Below are 23,594 nucleotides of genomic sequence, written 5' to 3'. Positions count from 1 at the left end.
GCCCTCAGGAGACAACCCCATGGATCTGGCATTCACGCCCGAAGAGCAGGCGTTTCGCGAAGACATCCGCGCCTGGGTCAAGGCCAACCTGCCCCCCGAGATATCGCACAAGGTGCACAACGCCTTGCGCCTGACCCGCGATGACCTGCAACGCTGGGCGAAGATCCTGGGCAGCAAGGGATGGCTGGGGTGGGGGTGGCCGAAGGAGTTCGGCGGCCCCGGCTGGAACGCGGTGCAGAAACACCTGTTCGAAGAAGAATGTGCGCTGGCCGGCGCGCCGCGCGTGGTGCCTTTTGGGCCCGTGATGGTGGCGCCGGTCATCATGGCCTTTGGCAACAAGGAACAACAGCAGCGTTTCCTGCCCGGCATCGCCAGTGGTGAGGTGTGGTGGAGCCAAGGCTACAGCGAACCGGGCTCTGGCTCGGACCTGGCCTCTGTGAAATGCCGCGCCGAACGCAAGGGCGACAAGTACATCGTCAATGGACAGAAGACCTGGACCACGCTCGGCCAGTATGGTGAATGGATCTTCTGCCTGGTGCGCACCAGCAACGAAGGCAAGCCCCAGACCGGCATCTCCTTCCTGCTGATCGACATGAAATCGCCCGGCGTCTCGGTGCGACCCATCAAGCTGCTCGACGGCGAAAGCGAGGTCAACGAGGTCTGGTTCGACAACGTCGAGGTGCCGGCGGAGAACCTGATCGGCGAAGAGAACAAGGGCTGGACCTACGCCAAACACCTGCTCAGCCACGAACGCACCAACATCGCGGACGTGAACCGCGCCAAGCGCGAACTCGAGCGCCTCAAACGAATCGCCAAGGCCGAAGGCGTCTGGGACGACCTGCGTTTCCGCGATCAGATCGCGCTGCTCGAAGTGGACGTGGTGGCGCTGGAGATGCTGGTGCTGCGCGTTCTCTCGGCTGAGAAGTCGGGCAAGAACTCGCTGGATATCGCTGGTCTGCTCAAGATCAAGGGCAGCGAGATCCAGCAGCGCTACAGCGAACTCATGATGCTGGCCGCTGGCCCCTACAGCCTGCCCTTCATCGAGGAAGCCATGGAAGCCGGCTGGCAGGGCGACTTCCCAGGCGGCGTCAACGCCAACGCGCCATTGGCGTCCACCTACTTCAACATGCGCAAGACCACCATCTACGGCGGCAGCAACGAAGTGCAACGCAACATCGTCGCGCAGACGGTTCTGGGCTGAGGAGCAGACACATGGACTTCGATTTTTCCGACGACCAGAGCGCACTGTGCGACGCAGTTCAGAAATGGGTGGAGAAGGGCTACGACTTCGAGCGCCGGCGCACCATCGTGAAGGCCGGTGGTTTCGACCGCAAGGCCTACGGCGAACTCGCCGAACTCGGTCTTTCCGGGCTCTACGTGAGTGAGGACGACGGCGGCCTGGGCATGGGGCCGGTGGAAGGCATGGTGGTGATGGAAGAGCTCGGACGCGGCATCGTGCTCGAGCCGCTGGCGCAGACGCTCGTCACCTCAGGCGTACTCGGTGGGTACGCACCGGCAGAGCTCAAGGCCGCCTGGCTGCCGCGCATCGCCTCGGGTGAAGCGCTGGTGGTGCTGGCGCACCAGGAGCACAAATCCCGCTACAAACTCGACGTTTGCTCCACCATGGCAGCCCAAAAAGGAGATGGGTGGTCGCTATCGGGCACCAAGAACGTGGTGCCCGCCGCCGACCAGGCCGACGCCTTCCTGGTGCCGGCCATGGCCGGCGGCCAGATGGCGCTGTTCCTCGTTGAACGCGGTGCCTCCGGTTTGACCACCACCGGCTACCTCACGCAGGATGGCGCCCGTGCAGGCGACGTGACTTTCAGGGACGCGCCCGCACAACGTGTCACCGAAGACGGTCTCGCCGCCCTCGAACACGCCGTGGACATCGGCATCGCCGCCGCGTGCGCCGAAGCGGTGGGCGTGATGGACAAAACGCTGGCCATCACGGTCGAGTACATGAACACGCGCAAGCAATTCGGCGTGGCCATTGCCACTTTCCAGGCGCTGCGCCACCGCGTGGCCGACATGAAGATGCAGCTCGAACTGGCGCGCTCCATGAGCTACTACGCCAGTCTCAAGCTGAACGCGCCCGCGCCTGAGCGACGCGCCGCCATGGCGCGCGCCAAGGTGCAGCTGGGAACGTCCATGCGCTTCGTGGGCCAGCAGGCGGTGCAGTTGCACGGTGGCATCGGCGTGACCGACGAGTACATCGTCAGCCACTATTTCAAGAAGCTCACGCAGCTGGAAATGACCTTCGGCGACACGCTGCACCACTTGGGCGAAGTGTCGGCCCGCATGCAGGACACGGCGGGGGTGTTCGCATGACCACCCGCCGCACCGTCCTTGCGCTGTGCGGCGCCAGCCTGCTGCTGGTCGCCTGCGCCAGCACGCCGACCTTCACGGCCCAGCCACCCATCGTGTTCGTGCACGGCAACGGAGACTCCGCATCGATCTGGCAGACCACAGTGTGGCGCTTCGAAGCGAACGGCTGGCCGCGCGAGCGCCTGCACGCCATCGACCTGCCCTACCCGCTCGCGCGGGACGACGACGGCAAGGCCCAGCCAGGCCGCACCTCGACCGGCGAGCACATGGCTTTCCTGAAAGCCGAGGTGGAGAAGGTCATGAAGTCCACTGGCGCCAGCCAGGTGGTGCTGGTGGCGAATTCGCGCGGCGGTTATGCGGTGCGCAACTACATCCAGAACGGCGGCGGCGACAAGACCGTGAGCCACGCGGTGCTGGGCGGCGTGCCCAACCACGGCGTCTGGGCGGTCAAGGGCTTTCGGGAAGTCAACGAGTTCTCGGGCACGGGCCCCTTCCTGACCGCCCTCAATGCTCCGAAGAACGCCGCGGGTGACGAAGTGAGCGGCCCGGTGAAGTGGCTGACCATCCGATCGGACAACAACGACAAATTCGCGCAGCCCGATGGGTTGTGGATCGGCGCCAAAGGCACACCGACCAACGTCAGCTTCGACGGGCCAGCGCTCAAGGGCGCCCAGAACCTGGTGCTGCCGCGCGTGGACCACCGCGAGACCGCGTTTTCACCTGCGGCGTTCGACGCGACCTGGAGGTTCGTCACCGGCCAGGCACCCAAGACGCTGGCGATCGCACCGCAGCCCCAGCCGGTGCTCAACGGCAAGATCACGGGGCTGGGGCTGTCTTCCACCGATCCCGCCTCAGGCAACTATTCGAACAACCTGCCACTGCCGGGCGCGCAGATCGAGGTGTATGCCACCGATGCGGCCACCGGCGAACGCCGCGGTGCAGCCGTGCACCGCAAGACGGTGGGCGCCGACGGTCTGTGGGGGCCCTTCACGGCGCAGGCCGGCGTGGCTTACGAATTCGTGGTCAGCGCACCCGGCTACGCCACCACCCACGTCTACCGCAGCCCGTTCCCGCGCAGCAGCGAACTCATTCACCTGCGCGCCGAGCGGATCGCGGCGGCCGATAAAGATGGCAAGTCCGTCGTCACTTTCACCCGGCCACGCGGCTATTTCGATGCCGAGCGCGACCGCCTGGCGTTGGACGGCAAGGCACTCCCGGGTGTGCCAGCCACCGGTGCCGGCGTGTCGAGTTCGAAGATCAAGCTGATGGAAGAAGGTGTACGCCCGATCTCGGCGGAGTTCAACGGCGAGCGCATCACCGGACGAACCTGGCCGGCCGCCGACAACCGCGTCGTTGTCCTCGAACTGACCTATTGACGTCGCCCGACCTCAGGCGTGCAGCCTGGAGGTTTTGGGCAGGTGGGACATCAGGAACTCCATCTGGTCCGCCAGGATGCGACGATTGCGCAGGATGAAGTCTTCCCACAGGCTCGGCACGTAGGGCGCATAGAGCAAGCCCATGTTGGCCTGCTCTGGCGTGCGGTTGCCCTTGCGGTGGTTGCAGGATCGGCAGGCCGTGACCACGTTCATCCACAGATCGCGACCGCTTTGTCCCAGCGGCACGATGTGCTCGCGGGTGAGCTCGTCTTCATGGAAATGGTCGCCACAGTAGGCGCAGACGTTGCGGTCGCGCGCGAACAGCTTGCTGTTCGTGAGCGTGGGCCGCAGGTCGAACGGGTTGATGCGCGGCACGCCCTGGGTGCCGATGATGGAATTGACGGTGATGATGGACTGGCGACCGGTCACCGCGTTGTGCCCACCATGGAACACCGCGATCTCGGCCCCCATCTCCCAGCGCACCTCGTCCGCGGCATAGTGCAGCACGGCTTCTTCCAGGCTGATCCACGATTGTGGCAAGCCTTGCGCGGAGAGTTTCAAGACCTTCAAGACGGGCTCCTTCTATCGAACAAGTCAACAGGAAGGGCGGCCCCCGAAGGAGCCGTCCGGCACCAGCGGCCGAGGCTGCGGGCGCATATGATCGTGCACCAATATAGCAAGACTTTGTGAGCGGGCCATGGCAGCGGGCGCATTAGCCACAGCTGCTGCCCGATTCGACCCCCTTGAATCGCATGAAAATCTTTCGCGGTTTGCGCTCCCATCTGGCCGGTTCCTCCGGCTGCGCACTGACCATCGGCAACTTCGACGGCGTGCACCGAGGGCACCAGGCCATGCTCGCGCTCCTCAACAACGAAGCCCAGCACAGGGGGGTGCCGAGTTGCGTGATGACCTTCGAGCCGCACCCGCGCGATTACTTCGCCGCCCTGCACCAGAAACCGGAACTGGCACCTGCGCGCATTGCCACGCTGCGCGACAAGCTGCAGGAACTCGAACGCTGCGGTGTGGACCAGTGCGTGGTGCTGCCCTTCAACGCCACGCTGGCCAACCAGCCTCCGCAAGCGTTCATCGAGGACACGCTGGTGGAGGCACTCGGCATTCGCTACGTCCTGGTGGGTGACGACTTCCGCTTTGGTGCCCGACGCGCGGGCGACTACGCCATGCTCGATGCCGCTGGCTCACGCCTGGGGTTCGACGTGGCGCGCATGCAGAGCTACGAGGTGCATGGTCTGCGGGTGTCCAGTTCGGCCGTGCGCGAGGCGCTGGCTGCCGGGCGCATGGACGACGTGGCCGCCTTGCTCGGCCGGCCCTACAGCATCAGCGGCCACGTGGTGCACGGTCGCAAGCTCGGCCGTCAGCTGGCCGAGAGCGCGCCGGGCAAGGGCGATGGTTTTCGCACGCTCAACCTGCGCTTTTCCCACTGGAAGCCCGCCGCCAGCGGCATTTTCGCGGTGCTGGTGCATGGGCTCGGTCCCACGCCCGCGTCGCCCCCGCTTCCCGGGGTGGCCAACCTCGGCGTGCGGCCCTCGCTCGACCCGAAGGACGTCAATGGCGGGCGGGTGCTGCTGGAAACGCATTGCCTGCAGTGGCCAGAGGCCTTGGCCCGCAGCCTGCCCGGGGGGGAGGCCTACGGTAAAATCGTGCGCGTGGAACTTCTGCACAAACTGCACGACGAGCTGAAATACGACGGCCTCGACGCCCTGACCCAGGGCATCGCGCGGGATTGCGACGACGCGCGTGCCTATTTCGCGTCGCTGCACACGCAAACCCACCGGCAGACCACGCGCGACCGAATTTAACGACCTGTTGTCCGTCCGGTCGCCGCCCTTCGACAGGCTCAGGGCGAACGGTTTCCAGTCTCCCGTCCCCCTCATTCCCCGTTCGGGCTGAGCTTGTCGTAGCCACCACGGAATCCCGGTCATGTCCGACACCACCTCCACCACCGACTACCGCAGCACCCTGAACCTGCCCGACACCCCCTTCCCCATGCGCGGCGACCTGCCCAAGCGCGAGCCGGGCTGGGTCAAAGGCTGGCAGGAAGAAGGGCTGTACCAGCGCCTGCGCGTGGCGCGCGCCGGCGCACCTTTGTTCGTGCTGCACGACGGCCCGCCCTACGCCAACGGCAAGCTGCACATCGGCCATGCGCTGAACAAGATCCTGAAAGACATGATCGTCAAGAGCCGCCAGCTGGCGGGCTTCGACGCGCAATACATCCCTGGCTGGGACTGCCATGGACTGCCGATCGAGAACGCGATCGAGAAACTGCATGGCCGCAACCTCAGCCGCGACGACATGCAGTCGAAAAGCCGCGCTTTCGCCACCGAGCAGATCGACCAGCAACGCAACGATTTCCGCCGTCTGGGCGTGCTGGGCGACTGGGATCGCCCCTACCGCACCATGGACCCTGCCAATGAGGCCGGCGAGCTGCGCGCGTTCAAGCGCGTGATCGAACGCGGCTTCGTCTACCGCGGCCTCAAGCCCGTCTACTGGTGTTTCGACTGCGGGTCGTCGCTCGCGGAATTCGAGATCGAGTACGCCGACAAGAAGAGCGAGACACTGGACGTGGCGTTTGCGGCCGACGAGCCAGCGAAGGTCTATGCCGCGTTCTCCAAATCTCCCGTTCGGTCTGAGCCTGTCGAAGACCTCGCGAGCACTTCGACAAGCTCAGTGCGAACGGGTGAATTCAAGCCGGTTTTCGCGGTCATCTGGACCACCACCGCCTGGACCATCCCGGCCAACCAGGCGCTCAACGCGCACCCCGACTTCACCTACGCCCTGGTCGATACGCCCAAGGGCTGCCTGGTGCTGGCCGAGACACTGGTGGAGAAATGCCTGGAGCGCTTCGGCCTCACCGGCACCGTGCTGGCGACGGCCTCCGGCAAGGCGCTGGGCGGACTGAACTTCCGCCACCCGCTGTTCGATGTGGACGCCGGCTATCGCCGTCTTTCGCCGGTGTTCCTGGCCGACTACGTGAGCGACGCCGACGGCACGGGGATCGTGCATTCCTCGCCCGCCTACGGCCTGGACGACTTCAACTCCTGCACCGCGCACGGCATGAAGGTCGAGGACATCCTCAACCCGGTGCAGGGCAACGGTGCCTATGCACCCCACTTCCCCTTGTTCGGCGGCCTGCACATCTGGAAGGCCGTGCCGGTCATTCTGGAAGCGCTGAAGAACGCGGGCCGCCTCATGGCCACGCAGACCATCACGCACAGCTACCCGCATTGCTGGCGCCACAAGACGCCGGTGATCTACCGCGCCGCCGCACAGTGGTTCGTGCGCATGGACGAGGGCGAGGGCGTGTTCACCAGGGACAAGGCGCCCAAGACGCTGCGCCAGACCGCGCTGGACGCCATCGAGCAGACGCAGTTCTTCCCCGCCAACGGCAAGGCGCGGCTGCACGACATGATCGCCCACCGGCCCGACTGGTGCATCTCGCGCCAGCGCAGCTGGGGCGTCCCCATTCCCTTCTTCCTGCACAAGGACAGCGGCGAGCTGCATCCGCGCACCATGGAAATCCTGGATCAGGCGGCTGCCATCGTGGAACAAGGCGGCATCGAAGCCTGGAGCCGCGTGACGGCCGAAGACATCCTGGGCGCGGACGACGCAAAGCTCTACACCAAGAGCACCGACATCCTGGAGGTGTGGTTCGACTCGGGTTCGACTTTCCAGCACGTGCTGCGCGGCAGCCACGCCAAGGCATACGACCGCCTGCCGTACCACGCACAAGGCCCTGAGGCCGACCTCTACCTTGAGGGCCACGACCAGCACCGGGGCTGGTTCCACAGTTCGCTGCTGCTGGGCTGCGCGCTGTACGACCGCGCGCCCTACCGCGGCATCCTCACACACGGCTTCAACGTCGACGGCCAGGGCCGCAAGATGAGCAAGTCGCTGGGCAACGTGATCGAGATCGAAACCTTCGCCAAGGACCCGGGCGCCGAGATCGCGCGCCTGTGGGTGGCTTCGACCGACTACTCCGGCGACCCGCCGATGGACAAGAAGGTCATCGCCCGCGTGACCGATGCCTACCGCCGCATCCGCAACACGCTGCGGTTCCTGCTGGCCAACGTGAGCGACTTCGATCCTGCAAAGGACGCCGTGCCTTTCGACCAACTGCTGGAAGTGGACCGCTACGCCCTGTCGCGCGCGGCGCAGTTGCAGGCCGAGGTGCTGGGGCACTACGAGGTGTACGAATTCCATCCCGTCGTGTCCAAGTTGCAGGTGTACTGCTCCGAAGACCTGGGTGCGTTCTACCTCGACGTGCTCAAGGACCGCCTCTACACCACCGCTGTGCACAGCCTGGCGCGGCGCAGCGCGCAGACCGCCCTGCACCAGATCACCCATGCCATGCTGCGCTGGATGGCGCCCTTCCTGAGCTTCACGGCCGAGGAAGCCTGGCCGGTGCTGGCCGGCGCGCAAAGTCAGGGGTCGATCTTCTTCGAGACGTTCGCCAAGTTGCCAGAGCCCGATCAGGCCTTGCTGGACAAGTGGGAGCGTCTGCACCAGTTGCGCGACCTGGCCAACAAGGAAATCGAGAAGCGACGCGAGGCAGGCGAAGTGGGCTCGTCGCTGCAGGCCGAGCTCACCATTCGCGCGCCTTCGGACCAACTGGCGGAGCTGGCTTCGCTCGGCGAAGACCTGAAGTTCGTCTTCATCACCTCGAAGGTGACGCTGGAGCCTGTGGACAGCGGCGAGCTCTCGATTGAAGTCACACCCGCCACCGCCCCCAAGTGCGAGCGCTGCTGGCACTACCGCGACGACGTGGGCGCCGACGCTGCGCACCCCACGCTGTGCGGTCGCTGCACCAGCAACCTGTTTGGCGCGGGTGAAACCCGCGTCGTGGCCTGATGGCCCGCGCACCGAACGCCAGCATCTGGCCGTGGCTGGGACTGGCTGCCTTCCTGCTGGTGGTGGACCAGATCACCAAGCAGGTGATCCTGTCCAACTACCAGCTTGGCGACACCACGTACGTCACCAGCTTCTTCAACATCGTGCGCGCGCACAACACGGGCGCGGCGTTCTCCTTCCTGGCCGAGGCCGGCGGCTGGCAGCGCTGGTTCTTCACCGCCGTGGGCGTGGCAGCGTCCGTCTTCATCGTCTGGATGCTGCGCTCACACCCCGGCCAGAAGCTGTTTGCGTTTGCACTCGCCTGCATCCTGGGCGGGGCGCTGGGCAATGTGATCGACCGACTGGTGCACGGCTATGTGGTGGACTTCCTGGACTTCCACTGGCGCGTGCTGGACGGCATGTTCCCTGCGGGCCACTTTCCGGCCTTCAACGTGGCGGACGCGGCCATCACCGTCGGTGCCGTATCGCTGATCCTGGACGAAATCCTGCGACTGCGGCGCAGCCGCTGAAGCCCCTGCCTGCTCCGCGAGTCCGCGCTGTCGGCGCGGGTCACACGCGGCGCGTATAGTTTTGGGGTTCATGAAACATCTTCTGGATCTCCTGGCCGCCGTGGCCCTGCTCGTCTGGGGCACCCACCTCGTGCGCACGGGCGTGTTGAGGGTCTTCGGCAGCAACCTGCGCCAGATCCTCGCCACCAGCACTGGCAACCGCTTTACGGCGGCCCTCTCGGGCCTGGGCGTCACGGCGCTGGTGCAGTCGAGCACCGCCACCGCGCTCATCACCGGCTCCTTCGTCGGCCGGGGCCTGATTGCGCTGCCCGCAGCGCTGGCCGTCATGCTGGGCGCCGACATCGGCACCAGCCTGATGGCGGTGCTGTTCCACTTCGACCTCTCCTGGCTCTCGCCGCTCTTCATCCTCATCGGCGTCACGCTCTTCATTTCGCGCCAGGGCACCCAGGTGGGCGACTTCGGTCGCGTGCTGATCGGCCTGGGCCTGATGCTGCTGGCCTTGCGGCTGGTGTCGGCGTCCACCAGCGTGCTGACGCAGAACCCGGCCGTGCAACTCATGCTGGAGTCGCTGGGCAGCGACCTGCTGCTGGAAATCCTGCTGGGCGCGACGCTGGCGGTGCTGTCCTACTCCAGTCTGGCGGTGGTGCTGCTCTCGGCCACCCTCGCCACGCAGGTGGTGGGACTGGACGTCGCCCTGGGGCTCGTCTTGGGCGCCAACCTGGGCAGCGGCCTGCTGGCGGTGATCACCACCGCCAAATCGGGCATCAGCACGCGCCAGGTGCCGCTGGGCAACCTGCTGTTCAAGGTGCTCGGCGTGGCCATTGCGCCATGGCTGATCCCGTTCTGGCTGCAGCTCGTCCAACCCCTGGTGCAGGACCCGGCCACGCTCACCGTGCTGTTCCACCTCAGCTTCAACCTCATGGTGGGCATGGTGTTCATCGGCCTGACCCGGCCCATTGCCCGCATGGTGGACCGGCTGCTGCCCCTGCAGGCGGGCAACAGCCCGCTGGACCGGCCCAAGCACCTCGACCCTTCCGCGCTGGCCACTCCCTCGCTGGCCATTTCCTGCGCGGCGCGCGAAGCCATGCACCAGGCCGACATCGTCGAAACCATGCTGCGCGGCGTGGTCACGGTGATCAAGACCAACGACCTCAAGCTGGCGCAGGACCTGCGAAAGCTCGACGACACGGTGGACAGCCTCTATTCGTCGATCAAGTACTACCTCACCAAGATCTCGCGCCAGCAGTTGAGCGAGGAAGAAGGCCGGCGCTGGACCGACATCATCAGCTTCACCATCAACATGGAGCAGATCGGCGACACGGTGGAACGCGTGCTGCTCGACATCGAGGACAAGAAAATCCGCAAGGGCCGCGATTTCTCGGAGGCCGGCATGGCCGAGATCACCGACCTGCACTCGCGCCTGATCGACAACCTGCGCCTGGGGATGAGTGTGTTCCTGAACGGCAATGTGCGCGATGCGCAGCGCCTGCTGGAAGAGAAGGTGCGCTTCCGCGACATGGAGCGCGAGTACGCCGCCACGCACCTGAACCGCCTGTCCGACCAGAGCATGCAGAGCATGGACACCAGCGCGCTGCACCTGGACCTGATCAGTGATCTCAAGCGCATCAACTCGCACATCTGCTCCATCGCCTATCCCATCCTGGATTCGGCCGGTGTGCTGGCACCCAGCCGCCTGCGCCCGGCGGTCGAGGCAAGCGAACGGACCTGAGGCCTGCAGCGAAAAGGTCGCTGTGCTACGCTGGCAGGCCGCTTTTTGAAGCGCGTTGCCACAGGAGACACCCATGCCCGGATTGCTGCCCCACGTCGACCCCGACGGCCTGCTCGAGTTCTCGGTGGTCTACACCGATCGCGCGCTCAACCACATGTCCCAGCGCTTCCAGGGCGTGATGACCGACATCTCGGCCATGCTCAAGCGCGTCTACGGCGCGCGCTCGGCGGTGCTGGTGCCAGGCAGCGGCACTTTCGGCATGGAATCGGTGGCGCGTCAGTTTGCCCACGGCAAGCATGTGCTGGTGATCCGCAACGGCTGGTTCAGCTACCGCTGGACGCAGATCTTCGACATGGGCGCGATTCCTGCCAGCCACACGGTGATGAAGGCGCGCCGCACGGGTGACGGGCCGCAGGCCGCCTGGGCTCCTGCACCCATCGACGAGGTGGTGGCCGCCATTGCGCGGGAAAAGCCCGCGCTGGTGTTCGCGCCGCACGTGGAGACCGCCGCCGGCATGATCCTGCCCGACGACTATCTTCGCGCCGTGGCCGATGCGGTGCACGCGGTGGGCGGCCTCTTCGTGCTGGATTGCATCGCCTCGGGCGCCATGTGGGTCGACATGCAGGCCACCGGCGTGGACATCCTCATCAGTGCGCCCCAGAAGGGCTGGAGCAGCTCGCCGTGCTGCGCCATGGTCATGCTCAGCGAACGCGCCCGCGCCGCCATCGATGCCACGCAGAGCACCACCTTTGCCATGGACCTGAAGAAGTGGCTGCAGATCATGGAAACCTACGAAGGGGGCGGCCACGCGTACCACAGCACGCTGCCGACCGATGCCCTCACGCGCCTGCGTGACACGATGAAGGAAACCGAGGCCTACGGTGTGGAGCGCGTGCGACAGGAGCAGATGGCGCTGGGCACCCAGGTGCGCGAACTGCTGCAGCGCCACGGCTTTGCCAGCGTGGCGGCCAAAGGCTTCCAGGCACCCGGGGTGGTGGTGAGCTTCACGACCGACCCGGACATCCAGTCGAGCAAGAAATTCCTGGCACAAGGCCTGCAGACCGCTGCGGGCGTGCCATTGCAATGCGACGAAGGCCCGGACTTCAAGACCTTCCGCATCGGGCTCTTCGGCCTGGACAAGTGGCACGACGTGCCGGGTACGTTGAAGCACCTGGAACGGGCTTTGGCTGAGGTGGCTCCGAAACAGGGTCAGCCTGCCTGATCGCGCGCCACGACCTCGCAGGATCGGAGCGTGACGGCGTTCACACGCAGGCCCCGGAACCTCACGGCAACAAAACGGTGCAGCCTGTGGTGGCGCGCGCTTCCAGGCTCTTGTGTGCGGCCTGCACATCGGTCAACGCGAATCGCTGGTCGATGCGGATCTTGACCTGACCACTGGCCACCACGGCGAACAGATCGTCCGCCATCGCCTGGGTGCGCTCGCGGCTGGAGATGTGGCTGAACACCGTCTGACGCGTGAGGTAGATCGAGCCCTTACCGCCCAGGATGCCCGGGGCCATCGGCGGGACCGGGCCTGACGCGTTTCCAAAGCTCACCAAGAGGCCGAATGGGCGCAGGCAGTCGAGCGACTTGTCGAACGTGTCCTTGCCCACCGAGTCGTAGACCACTTTCACGCCCTGACCGCCCGTGATCTCCTTGACGCGGGCCAGGAAATCTTCGGTGCGGTAGTTGATGGCGTGGCTCGCGCCGTGTTCCAGCGCGAGCCTGCACTTGTCGTCCGAGCCCGCCGTGGCGATGAGCTGAAGCCCGAGCGCCTTCGCCCATTGGCAGGCGATCAGGCCCACGCCACCAGCGGCGGCGTGGAACAGCACGAAGTCGCCGGCCTCGAGGCCTTCCACCGGCTTGCAGCGCTTGAGCAGGTATTGCGCGGTCAGGCCCTTGAGCATCATGGCCGCGCCGGTTTCGAAATCGATGCCATCCGGCAGCTTGCAAAGGTTCATGGCCGGCATCACGCGCACGTCGCAGTAGCTGCCCGGCGGGTTGGCGGCGTAGGCGGCGCGGTCGCCGACCTTCAGGTGCGTCACGCCTTCCCCCACCGCTTCGATCACGCCCGCGCCTTCCATGCCCAGCGCCAGCGGCATGGGGAAGGGGTAGAGGCCGGTGCGCTGGTAGACGTCGATGTAGTTCAGACCCACCGCATGGTGGCGAATCCGCACCTGCCCGGGGCCGGGCTCGCCCACGCTCACCGTGTCGATCACCAGTTGCTCCGGGCCGCCAGCGGCGTGTATGCGCACGGCGCGGCTGCTTTGTTCGCTCATGTCGGGTCTCCTCTTGTGATGATGAAAGCGGCATGCTGCCACGAAATCTCTGCACCGCGTCCGTGCGGGCGCAGCATCCCCGGGCAATGGCCGGACTTGGTCGGGCCGCTACAGTGCTGCCATGTCCGATTCCGAGCGTCTCCGCCTTTCCCCCTCCACCACCTTGCTGCTGCTGGCACCCCCGCTGCTCTGGGCAGGCAATGCCATCGTGGGCCGATTGATGCAGGGCGTGGTTCCGCCGGTCACGCTGAACTTCCTGCGCTGGGCGCTGGCGCTGGCCTTGTTGCTCCCCTTGGCGGGCTGGGTGCTGCGGCCGGGAGATAAAAGCATGTGGCCCCACTGGCGGCGCTTCGCGCTGCTGGGCTTGCTGGGGGTGGGTTGCTACAACGCGCTCCAGTACGTCGCCCTGAAGACCTCCACGCCGATCAACGTGACGCTGGTGGCTGCGAGCATGCCGGTGTGGATGCTGCTCCTTGGCAGGCTGTTCTACGGGGTGGCGGTGTCGCGCCTGGCTGCACTGGGCGCGGGGCTCTCCATCGCGGGTGTGGTGGTGGTGCTCACGCGCGGCGAGCTCGCTCAGCTCAAGGCCTTGCAGCTGGTACCGGGCGACGCCTGGATCCTGCTCGCGGCGATCTTGTGGTCGTGGTACAGCTGGTTGCTGGCACGTCCCCGACCGGGCGAGGACCCGCCCCACATCAGGTCGGACTGGGCCGCCTTCCTGCTGGCGCAGGTGGTGATGGGTGTGGCGTGGTCCGGCCTCTTTGCGGCGGGCGAATGGCTCACGCTGCCCCCGCAGCCGCCAGGAGGGTCGGCCATCCAGTGGGGCTGGCCGCTGGCCGCCGCGCTGGTCTATGTGGCCGTGGGCCCTTCGCTGCTGGCCTACCGTTGCTGGGGCGCTGGTGTGGCCCGCGTGGGCCCGGCCATGGCGGCGTTCTTCTCCAACCTCACGCCGCTCTTCGCCGCACTCATGTCGGCCACCTTGCTCGGCGAACCACCGCGCCTGTACCACGCGGTGGGCTTCGTGCTCATCGTCGGCGGCATCCTGGTGTCATCGCGCCGCTGAAGGATCAGAACGTGCCGGGGTAGGCGCCGCCGTCGACCAGGATGTTCTGGCCGGTGATGTAGCCCGCGTGCACGCTGCACAGAAAGGCGCAGGTGGCGCCGAACTCCTGCGGATCGCCGAAGCGCCTGGCCGGTATCGTCTTGCGCCGCGAATCGGCGATGGCCTCCGCCGGCTCGCCCGTCTTGCTGGACGTACCGGCAAACAGGCTCTTGAGGCGGTCGGTGTCGAAGGCGCCCGGCAGCAGGTTGTTGATCGTGACGCCCTGCGCGGCCAGCGGGCTGCGCGCTGCGCCTGCGATGAAACCGGTGAGGCCGCTGCGCGCGCCGTTGGACAACCCCAGGATGTCGATGGGGGCCTTCACCGCGCCGGAGGTGATGTTGATGATGCGACCAAAGCCGCGCTGCGCCATGCCGTCCACCGTCGCCTTGATGAGTTCGATCGGCGTGAGCATGTTGGCGTCCAGCGCCTTGATCCACACCTCCCGGTCCCAGGCCCGGAAGTCTCCCGACGGCGGGCCACCGGCATTGGTCACCACGATGTCGAACGCAGTGCCCGGCCCGCCACCCACCGAGAACGCTGCCGCGCGGCCTTCCGCCGTGGTGATGTCGGCTGCCACGCCCAGCACCGTGACCGATGGCGATGCCGTGCGCACACTGGCCACCGCCTCTTCCAGGTCTCGCAGGCGGCGCGCCACCATGACCACGTTCACGCCTTCGCCGGCCAGCGCCTGCGCGCAGCCCAATCCCAGCCCCTTGCTCGCGCCGCCCACCAGCGCCCACTTGCCCTTGATGCCCATGTCCATGCGTCGATCTCCTGAAAGAATTGAAGTTATTTGCTGGCAGCAGCACCACCAAAGCGCGTCACCAGGAACACGCCCGAGAGCACCAGCACGGTGCCGGCCACGATCCAGCCGTTGAAAGGTTCGCCAAGGATCAGCACGCCCATGACGATGGTGGACATGGGGCCGATCATGCCGGTCTGTGCGGCCAGGCCGGCGCCGATGCGCTCGATCGCCATCATCACCATCACCACCGGCGCAAACGTGCACAGCGTGGCGTTCAGCATGGACAGCCAGATCACCTCGGGCGCCACCACCGCTGCGCCCAAGGGCCGCAGCAGGGCGAACTGGACAATGCACAGCACACACGCCACGCTGGTCGCCAGGCCCACCAGGCGCATCGATCCCAGCCGTTTGACGAGTTCACCGCTGTAGACCAGGTAGATCGCATAGCTGATGGCGCTGCCGAACACCAGCGCGGCACCCAGCAGCGCGTTGGGCCCCTGGAATCCCGCCTCGTGCCCGAACACCAGCAGCACACCGCCGTAGCTCACGGCCATGGCCAGGGCCTGCAGGCCGGTGATGCGACGCTTGTAGATGATCCACCCCAGCACCAGCACCAGCGTGGGGTTGAGGTAAAGAATCAGCCGCTCCAGGCTCGCGCTGATGAACTGCAGACCCCAGAAATCCAGGAAACTGGCGAGGTAGTAGCCGGTAAACCCCAGACCGATGACACCCAGCCAGTCGCGCCGCTTGAGCACCAGCCGCCGAACCGCCTGCCCGCCCTGCCGATAGGACGCCCACCACGCCAGCGCCAGAAACAGCGGCAGCGAGAACAGCATGCGGTACATGAGCAGCGTGACCGCGTCCACGCCGTACCGGTAGGCGAGCTTGACGATGATGGCCTTGGCGCTGAAGGCGATCGAACCTGCAATGGCCAGCGTGAGGCCGGTGGCGAGGTGGGGGCTGGGAGGGGACGCGGTAGCGGACATCGGGTCGATTATCGGGATATGGCGGTGGGCAAGCTCTTGAGCACGCCGCAGCCCCTTCGCCTCATCCGGTTCAGCGCCTGCCCCGCCGTCCCGGCTGCAACACCACCACCAGCAGCAAGCCGATCGCCGCCATCAGCAGCAACGCCGACACGGGCCGCTCCAGGAAAACGAACCAGTCGCCGCGAGAGAGCTGCAGCGTGCGTCGCAGGTGTTCCTCCAGCCCCGGCGCGAGCACGAAGCCCAGCAGCAGGGCGACGCCTTCGCAACCCAGGCGCTGGAGCACAAAGGCCAGCAGGCCCAGGCCCATGACCAGCCACACGCCCCAGCTGTGCGGACCCAGGGCCAGCGCGCCCATGCCGCAGGCCACCAGAAGGCCGGCGAGCAAGGCCCTGCGCGGGATGCGCAGCACACTCAGGAGTGCCGGTTGCCACCAACGCGCCAGCGGCAGGTTGAGCAACACCAGCAGCACGTTGCCGACCCACATGGACACGAGCAATCCCCAGAACAGCGCGGGCTGCACCTTCATGACCGACGGGCCGGGTTCGATGGCGTGCAGGCCGAGGGCGCCGAGCAGCAAGGCCATCACGGCATTGGGTGGCAGGCCCAGCGCCAGCATGGGCAGGTAGGCGGTCTGTGCGCCGGCGTTGTTGGCGGCTTCGGGGGCGGCCACGCCGCGCAGGTTGCCTTGGCCAAGCGGGGGCGTGCGTTGGCGCGACGCGAACTTTTCCACCTGGTAGGCCGCCAGCGACGAAAGCAGCGCACCCCCACCTGGCACCACGCCCAGGACCACGCCCAGCCCCGTGCCGCGCAGCAGCGCGGGCACGGCGTCGCGCCATTCCGCCGGGGTCGGGCGTTCTGCCATGCCTTGCGATGGCGAGCTCGGTTCCGATTCGACCACAGGGGCAAGGGCGGACAAGCCCGCCAGTTCGGCGGCCACCGGCGCCACCACGAAGAAGCCCAACGCCAGGGCGATGAACCCCACGCCATCGGTGAGCCCGTTCTGCCGGCCCATCCACGGTTCCAGCGCTTCGGGCACGAAGCGGGCAGTGCCGGTGTGCACGTCCCAGCCGGTCAGGCCGAGCAGGATGCCGAGCACGGTCATCGCCAGTGCCTTGAGGAAGGAACCCGATGCCAGCACGGTGGCGCCCATCAGCCCCACCACCAGCAACATGAAGCGCTCGGCCGATCCGAACTGGAGGCCGAGCGAAACCACCGGCAACACCAGGGCAGCCACGACCGCGATGCCCAGGCAACCGGCCGCGAAGGAACTGACCGTGGCCATGGTGAGCGCCGCACCCGCCCTGCCTTCCCGCGCCAGCGGATGGCCATCCAGACTGGTCATGACGGACGACGCCTCGCCCGGCTGGTTGAGCACGATGGCCGGGAGCGAGCCGCCGTACTGCGCGCCGTAATACACGCCGGCCAGCACCAGCAGCGCGGGCAGCGGTGGCAGACCGATGGTGGCGGGCAGCAGCAGCGCGATGGCGGTGACGGGACCCAGGCCGGGCAACAGGCCGAACACGCTGCCCACCAGCACGCCCACCGCGATCAGGGCGAGCGGCTGCAGCGCCCCCACGGCGGAGGCGCCCAGCATCAAGGAGTCCCACCAGGAGAGCGGCATGGTCGCTGCGCCTTTTCCGTCAGCCCGCGCCGGGACCCGGCCAGAGGGGCACGCTCAGCCCCAGCAATGCCAACCAGATGGCGCCGATCGCCACCGCCAGCGCCAGCGACCACCAGGCCGCACGAGCACCGCCACCCCAGCCCACCGCCAGCAACAGGCCGGCCACACCGATCACCAGACCGAAGGTGGGAAAGCCGGCCAACGCCGACCCGAGCCAGGGCCACTGGGACGGCCCGGTGCACAAGGCCAGCCAGAGCAGGCCACCGAGCACGCGCCACAGCGAGCCCAGCCCCCAGCGGGGCACGCGCCCGCCACCCAGGGCTTCAAAGGTGAGTGCCTTGAAGAGAATGAGCACGCCGAGCAGCGCAAGCAGAAGGCCCATGAGCAAGGGGAAGTAGCCGGGCCCCATGTCGGCCGCTTCACCCAGCGGGTGCCTCGTGGCCGCCCAGCCGAAACCCACGCCGAAGCCCAGGAACAGCAGGCCAGCCAGAAAGTCCTGCAGGTTCTTGATCATGGCGCGTGCTCAGCGGCTCACTGCACCGGCGGCGTGCAGGCCAGCACTTCGTCCATGGTGGACAGGCCTTCGGCCACGCGGGCCGCGCCACCCAGGCGCAGCGGGCGCATGCCGTCCTGCACGGCCTGCCTGCGCAGCACATCCAGACGCGGCTCGCGGCTCACCTTGTCCTTGAAGCCCTCGGTGACCACCAGCAACTCGTAAAGCCCCATGCGCCCGCGAAAACCGGTCATGCGGCAGTCCACGCAACCCACGGGCTGGAAGGGCCGGTAGCTGCCGCTTATTTGCCAGGGCTTCACCAGTTCGGCCAGTGTGTCGCGCGAAGCCGCCACTTCCTCCTTGCCCAGGGGCTGGCGACACGCGGGGCAGAGCGTGCGCACCAACCGCTGCGCCAGCACACCCAGTACCGTGGCGTTGATGAGGTAGGGCGGAATGCCCAGCTCCATCAGGCGCATGATGGCCGCCGGCGCGTCGTTGGTGTGCAGGGTGGTGAACACCAGGTGGCCCGTGAGCGCGGCCTGCACCGCCATTTCGGCGGTGGCGAGATCCCGCACCTCGCCCACCATGATGATGTCCGGGTCCTGGCGCATCAGCGCGCGCAGGCCCTGGGCGAAGTCCAGGTCCAGGTGCGGTTGCACCTGGGTCTGGTTGAAGGCCGGTTCGATCATCTCGATCGGGTCTTCCACCGTGCTCACGTTCACTTCTTCGGTGGCCAGGCGCTTCAAGGTGGCGTAGAGCGTGGTGGTCTTGCCGGACCCCGTGGGGCCGGTCACCAGCACGATGCCGTGCGGGTGTTTCGTGAGCCCTTCCCAGCGCTGCGCGTCGTGCGCGGCAAATCCCAGCGCAGCCAGGTCCTTCACCGTGGAATCGGGGTCGAAGATCCGCATGACGAGTTTTTCGCCAAACGCCGTGGGCAGCGTGGACAGCCGCATTTCCACCTCTTCGCCGCGCGCCTGCCCCACGCCGGGTCGCAGCGTCTTGATGCGCCCGTCCTGCGGGCGGCGGCGCTCCACCACGTCCATGCGGCCGAGCAGCTTGATGCGCGCGGTCATCGCGTTCATCACGCCGATCGGCATCTGGTACACCGGGTGCAGCACGCCGTCGATGCGGAAGCGGATCACGCCCTGCTCGCGCCGCGGCTCCAGGTGGATGTCGCTGGCGCGCTGGTCGAAGGCGTATTGCCAGAGCCAGTCCACCACCTGCACCACGCCCTGGTCGTTGGCGTCGAGCTGCTTGTTGGCCTTGCCCATTTCGACGAGCTGCTCGAAGCTGCCGAACCCGGCCTGGCCCCCGCTCTTGTTGGCCGCGCGCACCGACTTGGCCAACGCGAAGAACTCCGCGGTGAAGCTGCTGATGGCCTGCGGGCTTGAGAGCACCAGACGAACCGTCTTGCGCGTCTGACGCTCCACCTCGGGCACCCAGTCGCGCAGAAACGGCTCGGCCGTGGCCACCACCACATCGGTGGGACTCACCAGCACCGGCAGCACCTTGTGGCGCTCGGCGTAGGCCGCGCTCATCACGTCAGCCACCTTGCCCACGTCCACCTTCAAGGGATCGATGCGCATGTACTCGAGGCCGCTGCGCGCGGCCAGCCATTGCGTGAGCTCCTCGACATCGAGCACGTGCCGATCGGCCGCGCGCGACATGCCCACCACCGACAGGCGCTGCAAGGGGTGTTGCGAACTGTGGGCGGAAGAACAGCGGGCGATGGTGCGCTCGGCCTCCTCGGCCGAGATCACGCCGTCTTCACGCAGCCAGTCCACCAGTCGGCGCCAGTCCAGGGGGCCTTCGACGTGTGAGGGGTGAGGCTTCTGCAAGGTCTTCATGGCGCAATCAGGATACCGGTTTGAACAGGCGCAACCACTTCACAGCGGGTAAACCCCAGCGCTCCTGCACCCCCTCGGCGCGCGTGAGCAGGGCCATGCGAGACGGTCGCGAGGCGGTTCGTTGGGCCAGCACCACAGTGTTGCCTTCCCGCGTGGGCTTGAAGGCCCACACCGCCTCCTCGCCAAATGCAGCGCAGAGGCTTTGCAAGGAGCGTTCGTAGCTGGCGTCTCGGCCAAACAGGTTGACCGTGAGGCAGCCTTCGTCGGTGAGTGCGGCACGGCAATCGGCGTAGAAGTCGGGACTGTCGAGCACGGGTGCGGCCGCCTCGTGGTCGTACAGGTCGACCTGCAGCGCATCAAAGGCTGCGATGTGATCGGCACGGCGGATCTCTTCACCCGCATCGGCCAGCACCACGCGCAGGCGCGGCCCGTCGGCCGGGAGCTTGAACCATTGCCGGCACACCGCGAGCACCTGCGGATTGATCTCGATGGCGGTGGTGTCCATGCGCAGCTTCTTGAAGCAGAACTTGGTGAGGGCGGCCGAGCCCAGGCCGAGTTGCAGCGCGCGCCGCTTGCTGACCGTGTCGGGTTCGACGAACAGCAGCCAGGCCATCATGCGCTGGACGTAGTCGAGTTCGATGTCGAAGGGTGCATCCAGCAGCATGGAGCCCTGGATCCACTCGGTGCCCAGATGGAGGAAACGAACCTCGCTGTCTTCGGAGATGGTGACCTCGGGCAGGCTCTGAGGTGTGCGACGCCTGAGGGCTGCGGCGTTGGCTCCGGCTTTCATGTGGCGCTTCCTTTTCTCTTCATTCGGATCACCATGTTCCTGTGGTCTTCTTTTTCCATGGAGCGAAAAACCTGGTCAGCTCGGAGCGACTGGGCGCTCTGCGCAGCGAAATAAAGGGGGAGACCGCCGAAGGCCGGCGGAGGACATTCGCGGAGCAGAGCGCCCAGTCGCTCCGAGCCGCGAGGTATGGAAAGGCTCAAACCTCGGCGGCCTCAACCAGAAATCGCACCCGCCGCTGCCCCTGCCACTCATCCGCGTCCAGCCGAAACGCAATCTTCACGCGCTCGGGCAAAGGCTCCGTGTGGCTGAACCAGATGCCATCCACCGGCTCCCCCTGGTGTTTCAGCTTCAGCGCCAGGTGCTTCTCCCCCACCAGCCGCTGCGACACCACCTGCACTTCCTCGCAGAACACCGGCGGCGCAAAACCCTGGCCCCACACCTCCTGGTGCAGCGTGTCCACCAGATCGGGTCGGCGGTACTTTGCTTCCAGCGGGCCATCCGCCTCCATGCGGCGTTGCAGCGTGGCCGCGTCCAGCCATTCGTGCGCCACCTGCTGCAGCGCCGCTTCAAAGGTGTCCAGGTGCTCCTCGTCGATGGTGCAACCTGCCGCCATGGCGTGGCCACCGAAACGCAGCAGCACGCCGGGATGCCGCTTGGCCACGAGGTCCAGCGCATCGCGCAGGTGAAAGCCCGCAATGGAACGGCCCGAGCCCTTGAGCTCGTGCTCCTTGCCCTGGGCGCCGCTGGCGGCAAACACAAACGTCGGGCGGTGCAGCTTGTCCTTCAAGCGAGAGGCCACGATGCCCACCACACCCTCGTGGAAGTCGGGGTCGAACACCACCAGCGCGGGTGGAGGCTCCTCCGACTCATCGAACATCTCTTCGGCCAGTTGCAGCGCCTGCTCGCGCATGTCGCCCTCGATCACCTTGCGCTCGCGGTTGATGCCATCCAGCGCGCGCGCGAGCTCGTCGGCGCGCAAGGCGTCGTCGGTGCTCAGGCATTCGATGCCCAGAGTCATGTCGGCCAGGCGCCCCGCCGCGTTCAGGCGCGGGCCGAGCGCGAAACCGAAATCGAACCCGGTGGCCGCTGCCGGCTTGCGCGCGGCGGCATTGAACAGCGCCGTCATGCCCGGTGGCATGGCGCCCATGCGCACCCGCTTGAGGCCTTGCGCCACGAGGCGGCGGTTGTTGGCGTCGAGCTTCACCACATCGGCCACGGTGCCGAGCGCCACCAGAGGGAGCAGCGCGTCGATGCGCGGCTGCTCCTGAGCCGTGAACACGCCGCGTTCACGCAACTCTGCCCGCAGCGCCAGCAGCACATAGAACATCACGCCCACGCCCGCGATCGACTTGCTCTCGAACGTGCAGCCGGGCTGGTTGGGGTTGACGATGATGCAGTCCTGCGGCAGGGTGACCTCCCCGTCCCTCAACGCAGGCAGGTGGTGGTCGGTCACGATCACCTGCAGGCCGAGCTCGCGCGCAGCGCGCACGCCTTCCACGCTGGCGATGCCGTTGTCCACCGTCACCAGCACGTCCGCGCCCTGCGCCTTCACCCGCCTGGCGATCGACGGCGTGAGGCCGTAGCCGTCCGTCACGCGGTCTGGCACGAGGTAGTTCACACGGTCGAAACCCAGGGGTGCGCCCAGCAGGCGCAAGCCGCGCAGACCCACGGCGCAGGCCGTGGCGCCATCGCAGTCGTAGTCGGCGACGATGCAGATGGCCTGTCTCGAAGCCATGGCATCGGCCAGCGCCCGCGCTGCCTCTTGGGCGCCGAGCATCTGCGCGGGGGGAATCAGGCGCGCCAGCGCGTCGTCGAGCTCGTCCTTGCTGGTGATGCCGCGGGCGGCAAACAGGCGCGCCAGCAACGGGTGCAGGCCGCCTTGCTCCAGCGCCCAGGCGGCGCGCGGGGGCACGTCGCGGTTGATGATCTTCATAGGGTCTCCAGAACTTTCCAGGCGGGAGGTGTGCCGCGCAGCTTTTGCATCATGCGCGCGAGGCCGAACCCACGTTTGAGTGCCAGCGTCCAGCTGCGGGCGGTGCGCTCGCCGCACAAGGTGAGCGTCACCGGTTCGCCGCGTCGTGCGCGGGACAGCAGCGCGGCCATGTCACCGCCATCCAGTTCAGACCACGCCCGCTGCCACGCAGGCCAGTCGGCCTGCAGCGCAGCGCGGCGCAAGCCATTGGGCATGGCGGGCGAGGCGTGGAACGCCACCGGATGGTCGAGAGCGCCCGCGCCGCTCACCCAGAAGCCGTTCACGGGATGCAGCCGCGCCGCCGTTCTGGCGTCGTGCACGGGGTGGGTGTAGAACAACATCTGCGCTTCGCTCTGCAACCGCTTGAGCAACTGGCCCCCGGGGGTGTGCGCCAGGCCTTCGCCCATCCAGGCCTGCACCGAGCGGCCGGCCACCCGGTCCAGGCTGGCGCACGGCAGGTCGCGCAGCGGCTCGCCCCGGGCATGCCAGCGCGTGGCGGCGGTGTACGCAAGCTGGATGCCGTCTTCCGCGCAGTACGGCGCCAGCGCGTCAAACAACGGCCGGGCATGTTCTTCGTCCAGGCCGAGCTGCTCTGCGGGCAGCAGCGTCACCTGCTCCATCCCCACCTGGAAATGGCAGGGTGTGAACCAGGCCTGGGGCTGCGTAGGCTGCGTGCTCGTCGCCGCCGACCAGGGAATGCGTCCGTCAGCGAAGGGTTTCCCGTCGGCGCCCAGCAGGCCCACGGCACGGGCGTGGGCGCGTTCGTGCGGTGGGCTCAGGCTGTGGTCCTCGCCCACGTCTTCATGGGCGGGAGACAACAGCGCGAGCAGTTCGCCGAGATTCGGCAGCACCAGACCCGGCAGCGCGGCACGGCAGGCCGGGTCGCTCGCGCTGGCGAAGGGAACCAGCAGGTGCGTGGTGGACTCGGAAGACGTGGGCGTCAAGGGCATGGTC

At 67.0% G+C, this 23,594-nt stretch carries 19 protein-coding genes; 9 read left to right on the top strand and 10 right to left on the bottom strand.

What is annotated here, in order from left to right:
- Positions 1-19 precede the first annotated feature (19 nt).
- From ACTIEY_RS14700 to ACTIEY_RS14690, 3 genes are read left to right on the top strand one after another with little or no spacing between them, the layout of a single operon-like run.
- The gene (locus ACTIEY_RS14700; RefSeq protein ID WP_439519880.1) at positions 20-1,201 is read left to right on the top strand and encodes an acyl-CoA dehydrogenase family protein; all 1,182 of its coding nucleotides are present in this window, start codon (positions 20-22) and stop codon (positions 1,199-1,201) included.
- Between the two features lie 11 nt (positions 1,202-1,212).
- Complete coding sequence (locus ACTIEY_RS14695; RefSeq protein ID WP_439519879.1) at positions 1,213-2,328, top strand: acyl-CoA dehydrogenase family protein; 1,116 nt, start codon at positions 1,213-1,215, stop codon at positions 2,326-2,328.
- Positions 2,325-3,701, top strand: coding sequence for an alpha/beta fold hydrolase (locus ACTIEY_RS14690; protein WP_439519878.1), 1,377 nt, complete (start codon positions 2,325-2,327; stop codon positions 3,699-3,701). The genes ACTIEY_RS14695 and ACTIEY_RS14690 overlap by 4 nt, the downstream gene beginning before the upstream one ends.
- Before the next feature lie 12 nt (positions 3,702-3,713).
- Here ACTIEY_RS14690 and ACTIEY_RS14685 read toward each other — a convergent pair whose 3' ends face one another.
- Positions 3,714-4,271, bottom strand: a complete 558-nt coding sequence (locus ACTIEY_RS14685) for an HNH endonuclease (RefSeq protein ID WP_439519877.1) — start codon at positions 4,269-4,271, stop codon at positions 3,714-3,716.
- Positions 4,272-4,453: 182 nt separating this feature from the next.
- On the opposite strand from ACTIEY_RS14685, the gene ACTIEY_RS14680 reads away from it, so the two are divergent.
- From ACTIEY_RS14680 to ACTIEY_RS14660, 5 genes are all read left to right on the top strand, one after another.
- Positions 4,454-5,518 carry a bifunctional riboflavin kinase/FAD synthetase gene (locus ACTIEY_RS14680; RefSeq protein WP_439519876.1) on the top strand — a complete coding sequence of 355 codons (1,065 nt, stop codon included), beginning with the start codon at positions 4,454-4,456 and terminating at the stop codon, positions 5,516-5,518.
- A gap of 121 nt (positions 5,519-5,639) precedes the next feature.
- Positions 5,640-8,567 carry an isoleucine--tRNA ligase gene (gene ileS, locus ACTIEY_RS14675; RefSeq protein ID WP_439519875.1) on the top strand — a complete coding sequence of 976 codons (2,928 nt, stop codon included), beginning with the start codon at positions 5,640-5,642 and terminating at the stop codon, positions 8,565-8,567.
- The gene (lspA, locus tag ACTIEY_RS14670; protein WP_439519874.1) at positions 8,567-9,076 is read left to right on the top strand and encodes a signal peptidase II; all 510 of its coding nucleotides are present in this window, start codon (positions 8,567-8,569) and stop codon (positions 9,074-9,076) included. Before ileS ends, lspA begins: the two co-directional genes overlap by 1 nt.
- Before the next feature lie 70 nt (positions 9,077-9,146).
- Complete coding sequence (locus ACTIEY_RS14665; protein ID WP_439519873.1) at positions 9,147-10,805, top strand: Na/Pi cotransporter family protein; 1,659 nt, start codon at positions 9,147-9,149, stop codon at positions 10,803-10,805.
- 73 nt (positions 10,806-10,878) lie between these two features.
- Positions 10,879-12,027 (top strand): aminotransferase class V-fold PLP-dependent enzyme, encoded by a 1,149-nt coding sequence (locus ACTIEY_RS14660; RefSeq protein ID WP_439519872.1) that lies wholly within the window; start codon positions 10,879-10,881, stop codon positions 12,025-12,027.
- A gap of 61 nt (positions 12,028-12,088) precedes the next feature.
- Here ACTIEY_RS14660 and ACTIEY_RS14655 read toward each other — a convergent pair whose 3' ends face one another.
- Positions 12,089-13,084 carry a quinone oxidoreductase family protein gene (locus ACTIEY_RS14655; RefSeq protein ID WP_439519871.1) on the bottom strand — a complete coding sequence of 332 codons (996 nt, stop codon included), beginning with the start codon at positions 13,082-13,084 and terminating at the stop codon, positions 12,089-12,091.
- A 121-nt stretch (positions 13,085-13,205) separates the two neighbouring features.
- Between ACTIEY_RS14655 and ACTIEY_RS14650 the strand changes: the two genes are divergently transcribed.
- Positions 13,206-14,147 carry a DMT family transporter gene (locus ACTIEY_RS14650; protein WP_439519870.1) on the top strand — a complete coding sequence of 314 codons (942 nt, stop codon included), beginning with the start codon at positions 13,206-13,208 and terminating at the stop codon, positions 14,145-14,147.
- 4 nt (positions 14,148-14,151) lie between these two features.
- On the opposite strand, the gene ACTIEY_RS14645 is transcribed toward ACTIEY_RS14650, so the two are convergent.
- The 8 genes from ACTIEY_RS14645 to ACTIEY_RS14610 all read right to left on the bottom strand — a co-directional run bounded on the left by ACTIEY_RS14645 (position 14,152) and on the right by ACTIEY_RS14610 (position 23,590).
- Positions 14,152-14,949, bottom strand: coding sequence for an SDR family oxidoreductase (locus tag ACTIEY_RS14645; protein ID WP_439519869.1), 798 nt, complete (start codon positions 14,947-14,949; stop codon positions 14,152-14,154).
- Positions 14,950-14,975: 26 nt separating this feature from the next.
- Entirely contained in the window at positions 14,976-15,917 is a 942-nt protein-coding gene (locus ACTIEY_RS14640; protein ID WP_439519868.1) for a DMT family transporter, read from the bottom strand.
- A gap of 70 nt (positions 15,918-15,987) precedes the next feature.
- Positions 15,988-17,538, bottom strand: coding sequence for a tripartite tricarboxylate transporter permease (locus ACTIEY_RS14635; protein ID WP_439519867.1), 1,551 nt, complete (start codon positions 17,536-17,538; stop codon positions 15,988-15,990).
- A 19-nt stretch (positions 17,539-17,557) separates the two neighbouring features.
- Positions 17,558-18,052 carry a tripartite tricarboxylate transporter TctB family protein gene (locus ACTIEY_RS14630; RefSeq protein ID WP_439519866.1) on the bottom strand — a complete coding sequence of 165 codons (495 nt, stop codon included), beginning with the start codon at positions 18,050-18,052 and terminating at the stop codon, positions 17,558-17,560.
- A gap of 17 nt (positions 18,053-18,069) precedes the next feature.
- On the bottom strand, positions 18,070-19,878 hold the full coding sequence (locus tag ACTIEY_RS14625) for a GspE/PulE family protein (protein WP_439519865.1): 1,809 nt from the start codon (positions 19,876-19,878) through the stop codon (positions 18,070-18,072).
- Positions 19,879-19,885: 7 nt separating this feature from the next.
- Complete coding sequence (locus tag ACTIEY_RS14620) at positions 19,886-20,668, bottom strand: spermidine synthase (protein WP_439519864.1); 783 nt, start codon at positions 20,666-20,668, stop codon at positions 19,886-19,888.
- Between the two features lie 196 nt (positions 20,669-20,864).
- Positions 20,865-22,601, bottom strand: coding sequence for a single-stranded-DNA-specific exonuclease RecJ (recJ, locus tag ACTIEY_RS14615; RefSeq protein WP_439519863.1), 1,737 nt, complete (start codon positions 22,599-22,601; stop codon positions 20,865-20,867).
- Positions 22,598-23,590, bottom strand: a complete 993-nt coding sequence (locus ACTIEY_RS14610) for a phosphoglycerate mutase (protein ID WP_439519862.1) — start codon at positions 23,588-23,590, stop codon at positions 22,598-22,600. The genes recJ and ACTIEY_RS14610 overlap by 4 nt, the downstream gene beginning before the upstream one ends.
- Positions 23,591-23,594: the final 4 nt, after the last annotated feature.

Source organism: Hydrogenophaga sp. (assembly GCF_051858985.1).
Classification (GTDB): Bacteria; Pseudomonadota; Gammaproteobacteria; order Burkholderiales; family Burkholderiaceae_C; genus Hydrogenophaga.
Note: the sequence above shows the minus strand (reverse complement) of the source record. Positions and strands in the feature narration are given on the sequence as shown.